This is a genomic window from Streptomyces sp. NPDC058751 (assembly GCF_042746485.1).
Lineage (GTDB): Bacteria > Actinomycetota > Actinomycetes > Streptomycetales > Streptomycetaceae > Streptomyces.
In genome coordinates this window covers 1-9,897 of sequence record NZ_JBHYPZ010000080.1, presented here as the reverse complement: position 1 = coordinate 9,897, position 9,897 = coordinate 1, and the positions used below count along the sequence as shown (strand labels likewise).

Annotated in this window: 13 protein-coding genes; 7 read left to right on the top strand and 6 right to left on the bottom strand. The window is 71.2% G+C overall.

The genetic code is table 11. The features are described from left to right. Window positions 1-322 precede the first annotated feature (322 nt). Both ACFW6B_RS40365 and ACFW6B_RS40360 read left to right on the top strand, forming a co-directional pair. Window positions 323-1,132 carry an RNA polymerase sigma factor SigF gene (locus tag ACFW6B_RS40365; protein WP_386604799.1) on the top strand — a complete coding sequence of 270 codons (810 nt, stop codon included), beginning with the start codon at window positions 323-325 and terminating at the stop codon, window positions 1,130-1,132. 64 nt (window positions 1,133-1,196) lie between these two features. Then, complete coding sequence (locus tag ACFW6B_RS40360; RefSeq protein WP_386604798.1) at window positions 1,197-1,670, top strand: hypothetical protein; 474 nt, start codon at window positions 1,197-1,199, stop codon at window positions 1,668-1,670. On the opposite strand, the gene ACFW6B_RS40355 is transcribed toward ACFW6B_RS40360, so the two are convergent. After that, window positions 1,663-2,133 (bottom strand): SDR family NAD(P)-dependent oxidoreductase, encoded by a 471-nt coding sequence (locus ACFW6B_RS40355; RefSeq protein ID WP_386604796.1) that lies wholly within the window; start codon window positions 2,131-2,133, stop codon window positions 1,663-1,665. The genes ACFW6B_RS40360 and ACFW6B_RS40355 overlap by 8 nt on opposite strands. Before the next feature lie 130 nt (window positions 2,134-2,263). Between ACFW6B_RS40355 and ACFW6B_RS40350 the strand changes: the two genes are divergently transcribed. Continuing rightward, window positions 2,264-2,407 (top strand): hypothetical protein, encoded by a 144-nt coding sequence (locus ACFW6B_RS40350; protein WP_386604794.1) that lies wholly within the window; start codon window positions 2,264-2,266, stop codon window positions 2,405-2,407. 143 nt (window positions 2,408-2,550) lie between these two features. Here ACFW6B_RS40350 and ACFW6B_RS40345 read toward each other — a convergent pair whose 3' ends face one another. From ACFW6B_RS40345 to ACFW6B_RS40335, 3 genes are all read right to left on the bottom strand, one after another. Next, on the bottom strand, window positions 2,551-3,132 hold the full coding sequence (locus tag ACFW6B_RS40345) for a DUF2231 domain-containing protein (RefSeq protein ID WP_386604792.1): 582 nt from the start codon (window positions 3,130-3,132) through the stop codon (window positions 2,551-2,553). A 161-nt stretch (window positions 3,133-3,293) separates the two neighbouring features. Then, window positions 3,294-4,364, bottom strand: a complete 1,071-nt coding sequence (locus ACFW6B_RS40340) for a glycoside hydrolase family 19 protein (protein WP_386604790.1) — start codon at window positions 4,362-4,364, stop codon at window positions 3,294-3,296. Window positions 4,365-4,707: 343 nt separating this feature from the next. Continuing rightward, window positions 4,708-5,157: a MarR family winged helix-turn-helix transcriptional regulator gene (locus ACFW6B_RS40335; protein WP_386604788.1), complete on the bottom strand. Its 450-nt coding sequence runs from the start codon at window positions 5,155-5,157 to the stop codon at window positions 4,708-4,710. A gap of 112 nt (window positions 5,158-5,269) precedes the next feature. Between ACFW6B_RS40335 and ACFW6B_RS40330 the strand changes: the two genes are divergently transcribed. Further along, window positions 5,270-6,808, top strand: a complete 1,539-nt coding sequence (locus ACFW6B_RS40330; RefSeq protein ID WP_386604786.1) for an MFS transporter — start codon at window positions 5,270-5,272, stop codon at window positions 6,806-6,808. 135 nt (window positions 6,809-6,943) lie between these two features. Next, window positions 6,944-7,507, top strand: a complete 564-nt coding sequence (locus tag ACFW6B_RS40325) for a hypothetical protein (RefSeq protein WP_386604784.1) — start codon at window positions 6,944-6,946, stop codon at window positions 7,505-7,507. Between the two features lie 220 nt (window positions 7,508-7,727). Here ACFW6B_RS40325 and ACFW6B_RS40320 read toward each other — a convergent pair whose 3' ends face one another. Then, a complete protein-coding gene (locus ACFW6B_RS40320) occupies window positions 7,728-8,468 on the bottom strand; it encodes a VOC family protein (RefSeq protein WP_386604782.1) in 741 nt (246 codons plus the stop codon). Here ACFW6B_RS40320 and ACFW6B_RS40315 point away from each other — a divergent pair. Beyond that, a complete protein-coding gene (locus tag ACFW6B_RS40315; RefSeq protein WP_386604780.1) occupies window positions 8,467-8,643 on the top strand; it encodes a hypothetical protein in 177 nt (58 codons plus the stop codon). The genes ACFW6B_RS40320 and ACFW6B_RS40315 overlap by 2 nt on opposite strands. A 51-nt stretch (window positions 8,644-8,694) precedes the next feature. Here ACFW6B_RS40315 and ACFW6B_RS40310 read toward each other — a convergent pair whose 3' ends face one another. Further along, window positions 8,695-9,018, bottom strand: coding sequence for a DUF6191 domain-containing protein (locus ACFW6B_RS40310; protein WP_386604778.1), 324 nt, complete (start codon window positions 9,016-9,018; stop codon window positions 8,695-8,697). 354 nt (window positions 9,019-9,372) lie between these two features. On the opposite strand from ACFW6B_RS40310, the gene ACFW6B_RS40305 reads away from it, so the two are divergent. Further along, the gene (locus ACFW6B_RS40305) at window positions 9,373-9,696 is read left to right on the top strand and encodes a hypothetical protein (RefSeq protein WP_386604776.1); all 324 of its coding nucleotides are present in this window, start codon (window positions 9,373-9,375) and stop codon (window positions 9,694-9,696) included. The last annotated feature ends 201 nt before the right edge of the window (window positions 9,697-9,897 follow it).

The window sequence follows — 9,897 nt, the reverse complement described above, 5'->3', positions numbered from 1 at the left end:
GGGGTGGGGGGGGGGGGGGGGGGGCGGGCGGGGGGGGGCTGCCGCGGCGGGGGGCCCCCCCCCGGTCCGCCCCGGGGGGGGGGGGCCGCGCGGCGGGGGCGCCCCCCCGGCCCCCCCGCTTCACGATCAGCCGCTTTCCCTGCGTCATATTGTCATGAAATGGGTTTATTGCTCCCGCGGTCGGGGACTCCAGGAACTAGTGCTTCGGATAAAAGGCACGTCCGTGAGAGCGTTCGCTCCAATGCGCGGGTGTGTCCCGAAATTGTGTGCGCCTCCATGGTGTTTCTGTCCAGTCAGCAACCCTTGAGGGAGCTGTCAGCACATGACCTGCACCGCAGTCACGCAGCGCCGTCGGCACGACGACGCCCCCGATACCGACGCGGCCTTCTCGCACCTCGCGGGACTGGCCGACGGACCCGAGCGACAGGCCCTGCGCGAGGAGATCGTCGAGGCCTGGATGCCGATGGCGGAGCGCATCGCCGGCAAGTACCGCGGCAGGGGCGAGTCCGTCGAGGACCTGACCCAGGTCGCCGCCCTGGGCCTGGTGAAGTCCGTGGACCGGTACGACCCCGCGCGGGGCAACGCCTTCGAGAGCTTCGCCGTCCCGACCATCGTCGGTGAGATCAAGCGTCACTTCCGCGACCACATGTGGGCCGTGCACGTGCCGCGCCGGGTCCAGGAAGCACGCAACCGGGTCCGCGGCGCCGTGAAGGACCTGGCGTCGGACCGCCAGCCCGACGTCGCCGAGATAGCCGAGTACGCGCAGCTGAGCGAGGACGACGTACGCGTGGGCCTGGAGGCCCTGGACAGTTTCGCGACCCTGTCGCTGGACGCCCGGATCGCCGACGGTGACGACGGGTACTCCCTGGCCGACGCGCTGGGGAAACCCGACGCCGGGTTCGACCTCGTCGTGGACCGGGAGGCCCTGAAGCCCGCCCTGGCCAGGCTGCCCGAACGCGAGCGGACGATCCTCTACCTGCGGTTCTTCCGCGACATGACCCAGAGCTCCATCGCGGAGCGGCTGGGCGTCTCGCAGATGCACATCTCGCGCCTGCTCAGCAGCTGCTGCGCCGCGCTGCGCGAGGAAGTGCTCGCGGAGGGGTCCGGGGACGGGGACTCGCCCCGCTCATGATCCGGTTCCGCTCGTGAACCGGTCCCGCTCGTGAACCGGTCCCGCTCGTGAACCGGTCCCGCTCATGAACCGTCAGTCCCGGAGCCCCGATGAAGCGCACCGGCCTCCCGGCGGCGTCCCGGACGTCACCGTGGAGGCCCTGGGCGCGCTGTCGAAGGCTTTGGAGACGGCCGAGAGGGCACGTGGGCACCTCTACGGCTTCCACCAGCTCACCGGTAGTGCCGACTTCGAACTGGACCGTGCCGTGAGGCTGTTGCGCGAGGCCGGGCACGGTGCGTGCGCCGACCGCGTCGAGCGGGAGATCCTGGGGCGCAACGTCATCCCCGGACACTGGACGTTCCAGATCGTCGAGGCGTACAACGCCACCTACTACGAGGCGTTCAAGAGCGTCGAGGCCGAGATCCGCGAGGAACTCGCCGACGGCGCCGACCACTTGTACGAGGCTCGGCTGAAGGAACAGCGCCGCACGCGGGGGCATCCGGACCACACGGCCTCGCCGGACGAGCCCCCCGAGTCCGGAAGCACGGAACTCAGCTGACCGGTTCCCGTGCCCTGGCCTTCGCGGTCCCGGGCGCGAGCGAGGAGGTCAGCAGGATCCTTCCCCCGCCCTCGTGGACCATGTCGCGCAGGAACCGGCCGACGAGATGCACCGTCGTCCGAACGCTCAGGTCGACGATCTCCAGCTCGTCCACGAGGTCCGTCTCGAGGAAGGCTCCGCCGTGGCCGACCTCGGTGTCGAGGGCCGCCACGGTGACCGGGCGGCTCGTGAGTCCGGTGGCGGCGTGGAAGCGCTCGGCTTCCTCGAACCGCCGTAGGTCGGCCACGGCCGTCTCCACCTCGGTGCCCTCCGCCCGGACACGTGCCGCCGCTTCGTGGAGCCGGTCGTGGTCCTCGGCGTTGATGATCAGGTCGAAGCCCCGTGCCCCGAGTCGCCGGGCGAGTTCGAAGCCGATCCCGCCGGAGGCGCCGGTGACGACGGCCAAGGGTCTGATGGGGGTCATGCAGTGGTGAGTACCCAGGGCGCTCGGCTCAAGCGGTGCCCGGAGGGGCTTCTTCCGGTGGTGGCCGCTCCCGGGCGCGCTCTCGGCGCCGTACCCGTACCTGCACGCCCATGAGCCGGCGCCGATCGTCGTGGTCATCGACGAGGCGGCGGCCACCCACAGCGCGTCCGCGCGGAGACTCTTCGAGACCGCTGCCGCCGGGGGCGGCTCCCGGATCGTCGTCCACTCCCGCGTCGACGTCGCCGTCACCACCGCGTACACCGTCACGGCGTGAGGGACCCGTCGGCCCGGACATCGTTGTCGTACGGACGCTGTCGTACGAGCGCTGTCGTACGAACGTGGCGGTGGTCGCCTCGTACGGGCATGGCGGCGCCGGGCGGCGCGGGGCTCGGTCCGGGCGCCGCGGAGCGGCGTCCGTCAGGTCGCCGGCCAGGCCCCGACGGCCTGCCGGTAGGCCACGTGCCCGCCCAGCGCCCCGGTGACGCCGACCGCCGCCAGCCCGGCCAGCGACCACAGCCTTCCCCTGGCCTGGTGGCGGCGGAGTCGTGCTGTCAGGGACGCGGCGAAGAACGCCACGGCGGTCACGTTCGCGACGGCGTGGGCCAGGCCGACGCGTGCCTGCTCGGGCGGCAGGTCCGCCCAGTCGACCCACCCGGTGACCGCCGCCGGGGCGACTCCGGCCAGTCCGACGGCCGTCAGGGTCGTCGCGGCACGCTGTCCCCCCGGCACGGCGTCCATGACGGCGGCCGAGAGCCAGCAGCCGATCGGGACCTGCACCAGAACGGGATGCACGGGATGGCCCAGTGGCCTGCCGCGCAGCAGATCGCGGGCCTCGCCCATCGGCAGCGAGCGGATCGACCGCTGCAGCTTCTGGATCACGGGGTCCGCGGCCTTCGCGTGTTCGAGGCGGGACAGCCCGGCCAGCCATCGGGAGGAGAGGGCGCCCGAAGACGGCACCGTCCGGGTTTCTGGATAGATGTCGGGAGCGTAGTCGTTCATACCGCACGACTACCCGGTGCGACGGCACTCTCCCACCCGCCGGGAGTGTGGAGTGGGGGAGTGGTCCGATCGGGCCGTGGCGGACCTGGCGCCGTGCGGGGCCGAGGGCGCGCCGCGGCGGCGGCACGCCCTCGGGACCACGTGTCCGTCCCCGGGCCGGTTCAGCAGGAGAGGTTGGCTCCGGGCGTGACGCCGAGGATCGACGTGAAGCGCTGGTAGGCGTCGACGCGGCTCTGTACCTGCGCGGGGTTCCTGCCGTCGCACTCCAGCGAACCGTTGATGCTGCGGATGGTCTGGCCGAAGCCGGCGCTGTTGACCATCGCGTTGTGGGGGGTCATGGTGCCCGGGCCCGACTGGGTGTTCCAGTACCAGAGACCGGTCTTCCAGGCGACGGCGGCGTCGGTCTGCACGAGGTTGGGGTTGCCCAGCAGGTCGATGCCGAGCGCGTCGCCCGCGGCCTTGTAGTTGAAGTTCCAGCTGAGCTGGATCGGCCCGCGGCCGTAGTACGCCGACTGGCCGGCCGGACAGCCGTAGGGCTGGCTCCAGTCGCAGTAGTGCGAGTAGTTGGCGGTGTTCTGCTCCACCACGTGGACCAGACCGCCGGTCTCGTGGTTCACGTTGGCGAGGAACGCGGCCGCTTCCTGCTTCTTGACGGTGTCGCTGCCGCTGTTGGCGAAGCCGGGGAACGAACTCAGGGCGGCCTTCAGGCCGTTGTAGGTGTAGAAGGAGTTCCGGTTCGGGAACATCTGGTTGAACTGCGCTTCGCTCACGACGAATCCGCCGGACGGATTGGTCGAGCCGCCGTCGCAGGCGTACGGCTCCCAGAACCAGGTGCTGATGGTGGGGTCGTAGCCCGGGTTGTCGTGTTCGGCGATGTAGGTCTTGCCGTCGGTGTACCGGACGATGTTGCCGGTGACGTAGGACCTGCCGGCCACCCAGTCCGGGTAGCTCGCACAGGATCCGCCGGTGTTGCCCGAGCCGCTGTCGCAGCCGTAGGGCTCCCAGTACCAGGTGCTGATGGTGGGGTCGTAGCCCGGGTTGTCGTGTTCGGCGATGTAGGTCTTGCCGTCGGTGTACCGGACGATGTTGCCGGTGGCGTAGGACCTGCCGGCCACCCAGTCCGGGTAGCTCGAACAGGATGCGGCGGAGGCGGAGGCGGCCGGCAGCAGGGCCGGTGCGGAGCCTCCGATCAGGATCGCAGCCAGGAGGGAGGCGGCGCGACGTCGTGACACGGGATCAGTCCTTTGCGGGGCAGGGCCGCTCCGGAGGCAGGGGGGAGCCATGCGCGGACACCGGCGAACGCCGGTGTCGCGGGGTCCGGGCGACTGCGGTGGGGGGTGTGGTGCCACACTCAACCGCTTTGGTCTGTACCAGTCAAGTCATGGGACGGGAGGGCCCGGCGTCATTGACGGGAAAGCGCCGTACAGCCGGAATCTTCCCAACCGCCTTGGGGGGTATGGGGAGTTGGCCTGTGGGGCAGATGTGGCCCCTGGTCGACGGTCCTCGGCCGGGGCGGCTGCCGACGTGCGGGCCCGCACGTTCCCGCCCGCGCGGGACCCTCGGGCGCCGAAGCGCTCAGGCGCTCGGCCGCAGGGGGGTGTGCCGCGAGGTGAAGGCGCGTTCCAGGAGGGCGTAGAGGGTGCCCCGCTCCTCCTCGCTCAGCCGGTCCAGGCCGGCGCGCGTGGTGTCCATCTTCGCGCGGATCACGTCGATGACGCGGCGGCCCTCGGCGGTGAGGACGACGTTCTTGACGCGTCGGTCGGTGGGGCTGGGTTCGCGCCGTACCAGACCGCGCTTCTCCAGTCGGTCGACGATCCCCGTCATGTTGGAGGCGTCACAGGTCAGGATGGTGGCGAGGGCGCGCATGGCGGCCGGGCCCCGGCGCAGCACGTTGAGCGTCTTGCCCTGGCTGGCCGTGAGGTTCTCGCTCGCCGCGGCCGCCGTGAAGTCGCCGTAGTAGGCCCCGAGCGACACCGACAGGAGCTCCATGAGCTGGTCCGTGTCCACACCGCTGGTTCCCGTCATGTGACTCACCCTACGCCAGGAAGTTTGACCATCTCAAATATTGAGGGCTACGGTCAGTCATTGCTTGAAGTTCTCAAGCATCGAGGTTGTCAAGCAGTTAGGCGGACTCTCCGTGTCCCACACACAGCAAGCGGCGTCGTCGAGGGCCTCCGGGCAGACCGGGCTCGTCCTGGTGCTCGGGCTCGCAGCCATGGTCGTCTCGATGATGCAGACCCTGGTCGTCCCGATCCTCGGGATCATCCAGAGCGACCTGAAGGCCGGCACGGCGAGCGTCAGCTGGGTGACCACCGCGACCCTGCTGTCCGCCGCCGTGTTCACCCCGCTGCTCGGCCGCTTCGGCGACCAGCACGGCAAGAAGCCCACGCTCGTCGGTGTGCTGGTCGTGATGATCGCCGGGTCGGTGCTCGCCGCCACCACGACCTCGCTGACCTGGCTGATCGTGGGGCGGGTGATGCAGGGCGCGGCGACGGCGATCTTCCCGCTCGCCCTCTCCGTACTGCGCGAGGAGATCGCACCGGAGAAGCTGCACGGAGCGATGGCCCTGGTCAGCGGCACGCTCGCGTTCGGCAGCGGACTCGCTCTGGTCGGCGCGGGCCTCCTCACCCAGGGATCCGACCCCGACTACCACCGGCCCTTCTGGCTGGCGGTCGTGCTCGCCGTGGTGGCCCTGGCGGGCGTGCTGTTCGTCGTGCCCGCCTCCCGGACGAAGACGGGTGGACGGACGGACTGGCTGGGCGCGCTGACCCTCGGCATGCTGCTGGTGCTCCTGCTGCTGCCCATCTCGCAGGGGCACGAGTGGGGGTGGACGTCCGGCCGTACGCTCGGCACGTTCGCCGGGGCGGTCGTCATGGCGGGCGTGTGGGTGTTCACCGAGAGCCGGGTCGGGGAGCCGATGGTGGACATGAAGATGTTCGTCCACCGGCCCGTTCTCTTCACCAACCTGGCGGGGCTGCTGCTGGGCTTCGCGATGTTCACCCAGTTCATCGGCGTCTCGTACCTCGTGCAGATGCCGGAGAAGCTGGTCGGTTACGGCTTCGGCGCCTCGGTGCTCGCCGCGTCCGTCGTCTATCTGCTGCCGACCACGCTCGTCTCCCTGGTGGGCGCCCAGTTCGGCGGGGTGCTCGTGCGCAGGCTCGGCGCGCGCGTCACGCTGGCCGCCGGAGCCTGCTTCGGAGTGCTCGGCTTCACCTGGCTGACCGCCGCCCACGACACCAGCGCCTCGGTCATCGGCGCGGGCATGCTCATCGGTCTGGCCATCAGTTTCGGCTACGCCGCCATGCCCGCGCTCATCGTCGCCGGCGTCCCGGCCCACCAGACCGGCATCGCCAACGGCATCAACTCCATCTCCCGCTCCGTCGGCAGCGCCGTCGCGAGCGCGGTGATCACATCGCTCCTGGCGTCGAAGTCCGTACCGCTGCCGGCCGGACTGCCCGCACTCCCCGAGGAGAGCCGGTTCACGCTGAGCTTCGCCATCGCCGGAGGGGCGTTCGTCCTGGTCGTCGTCGTGGCCCTCGTCGGTCTCAAGGCGGCCCACGCGCCGCGCACCCCCGTGGTGCGCACGGGCGGTGCGCCCGAGCCCGCTGGACCCGCGGCGTCCGGGTCCGGGTCCGGGTCCGAGGCGGAGGCCGAGATCGAGACCGAGTCCGTTTGACGGGCCGTCCCATGTCGCGTCGGTCCGTACGGCCGAAGTGTTCCGTACGACCGAAGCGTTCCGTGCAACCAAAACCGTGCCCGTCATGTCGTACATGGCAGGGAATCGAGAGCCGCAGCCACAAGGGGGAAACCAATGCGTGCGAGACGAGCCATGGCGGTGCTGGCCGCCCTGACGACGGTGGGTGTGGGTGTGGTCGTGGCCACGCCCGCATCCGCGGGCGCGGCCACGGCGGTCGTGTGTCCGACCGGCTGGGGCAGCCTGCCGAAGACGGCGGCTGACACCGCCAACGGATCGCTGACCGACATCAGGACCGGTCGGCACGACTGCTACGACCGCATGGTCTTCGACGTGCCCACCGCCGGCACCACGGGCATCGGGTACACCGTGCACTACGTCGACGCCTTCATCCAGGACCCGTCCGGCATTCGCATCCCGGTCTCCGGCGGGGCCATCCTCGAAATCCTGGTGTCGTCCCCCGCGTACGACCCGGAGACCTACACCGAGACCTACCCCGGCCGGGGCGGCCAGCCCCTTCCGGGCGTCGACCTGACCGGCTACCGGACCTTCCGCGACGCGAAGTACGGAGCCAGCTTCGAGGGGGTCACCCAGGTGGGACTCGGCGTGCGGGCCCGGCTGCCGTTCCGGGTGACGCAGCTCTCCGACCGGCTGGTGGTCGACGTCGCGCACACCTGGTGAGGAGCCGTCCGGTGAGGAGTCGTCGTCGGCCGCGTCCGACCCGATGACGTGACGTGAGCGGGGCGTGGGCATCCGGCGGGACCCGGTGCCGACGGCCCGCTCACGTCGGATTCGCCCGCCGCCGTCCCGGCGGGCGTGTGGGCTTCGCGATCCCGGCGAGCGGGAAGAGCCCGGCCGAAGATCCGGGTTCCTCGTGCCGCGTCAGGGCAGGGAGAGGACGTCAGGGCAGGGAGAGGACGCAGAACTCGTGGCCCTCCGGGTCGGTCAGGCACGTCCACGGCACGTCGCCCTGGCCGACGTCGAGACCGGTGGCGCCCAGGGCCCGCAGCCGGGCCACCTCCGCCTCCTCGTCGTCCCCGGCGTACGGGAGCAGGTCGATGTGGACGCGGTCCGGCACGGTCTTCACACCGGGCGTGCGGAGGAACTCGAGATACGGGCCGACGTCCTTGGCGGACCGCAGCCTCGCGTGATCGTCGGTCACCTCGTGCAGGGTCCAGTCCGTCGCCCCGCCCCAGAACCGGGCCATGGCCCGCGGATCCACGCAGTCGACCACCAGGGTGGCGATCGGCCCGGTGTCCCGGTAGACCTCCCGTGGCTCCAGCACGCAGAACTCGTTGCCTTCCGGGTCGGCGAGGACCGTCCACGGCACGTCGCCCTGGCCCACGTCGACGGGCGTCGCGCCGAGCGCCGTCAGGCGGTCGACCAGCTCCGTCTGATGGGCGGCGGAGGTGGTGGCGAGATCGAGGTGCACACGGTTCTTCGTCGCCGTCTTGCGCTCAGGCACCGGGACGACGTCGATGCCGAGGACGACCGGGTCCGGCCAGACGAGGCCGCCGGGAGGCCCGACGTAGGTGGTCACGCCGGGGCTGTACGCACTCCAGCCGAGGGCCTCCGCCCAGAACCGGCCGACCGCCGAGCTGTCGACGGCCTTGATATTCACGTGAACGGGTCGCAGCGCCATGCCGGTGATCCTATGCACGTGCGCCGCGGCACTCACGCACCGTCGTCGGACCGGGACCGCACACGACATCAGCACCTCCGTGCTGCGGGCGCCGCATCGTTCGCGGGTCCTGCGGCTGTGGGCCGAGGCGCTGACGGACGGCACGATGGACGAGCCGGGTGAGCTGTCCAGCTGATCACGTCGGCACCGTGGGACGGGTTACCGCCGGACGGTGCCGTGGAGCGGGCTACCGCCGGACGGTGCCGGGCATCCGGACGACCGCGGTTCCGCCGTCCAGGTCCACCGTCGTCCGGTTCGGCGGCGCCCCGTCCTCCTCGTCGTCGCGCAGCAGCAGGGCCGACTGACGCTCCTTCAGCTCGGTCTGCTTGCCCGGCGAGAGGCTCGCGTGCAGCTGCTCGAACCCGGTCGCCGATATCTGGCCCTGACGCGCCGAGTTGCGCCAGGGCAGGATGCCGGCCTTGCTCGCGCGCAGCAGAAGCTGATCGACGAAGGACAGCACGGTCAGCAGGATGACCAGACCGGGCAGGGTCATGAAGACGAGGAACGCCATGCCTCAGTATCCCTTCCATGCCCGGAAGGGTCACCGTCGTGCAGTGGCCGCGCCCGTCCGGCCACGACCCGAGGGGCCGTCCGGCCGCGATCCGAGCGGTATGTGCGCCTCGCCCCCGTCCACGGACCGGGGCTGGGAGAGTGTCAGGTCCATCATGCCTGCTCGGGGGCCGTTCGCGGTAGGACGGAGCGCACGTCCGTTCGGTCTTGGCACGGGTGGTGGCCTGCCCGCAGACTCGTCGTCATCCACTCACCGGCATCCGTGCCGGCATCCCTTTCGGGCTGCCGGCGCGTTCGTCGTGCTGCCCCGTCGTGCGACGGGGCGGGTCGGGAGTGGCGGAGCGAAGGGGGATCGATGGATCAGGACATGGTGATGCGGGCGAGGGTCATGCTGCTGAGCGCCAACACGCGGGTGGTGCGTGGCGTCGTGGGGCTGCGGATCTACCGGACCCTTGCACCGGTCGAGCCGGAGGTGTACGGGTCGAAGCTGGCGTACGTCCTGGTGGAGGCGAGCGCTTCGCCGTCGGTGCGGGACCTGCCCGAACAGCGGATGGCGCTCCTGGACGAGGCGGTGGAGGTGGCGAGGGCCCTGAGCCCCGCGAACCCCTTCCGGGACAAGGTCCTGGCGAAGGCGCTGGCCGCCAGGCGGCGCGAGGCCGAGGGTCCTTCGGCCTCGTAGTGGGGGCATCGGGTCCTGGAGGATCAAGTCCCCCAGGACCCGGGCCGGTTCGGTCCGCACTGCCGCTCCGGACGTCCTCGCGCGGGGCCGCCGCCCGGGCCCCCCCCGGGGGGGGGCCCGGCGCGGGGCCGGGCCGGCGATGGCGCGCGCGCCGGGGCCGGTCGCGGGCGGTTAGCACATGCGGGGCGGGGCGCGCCCGGT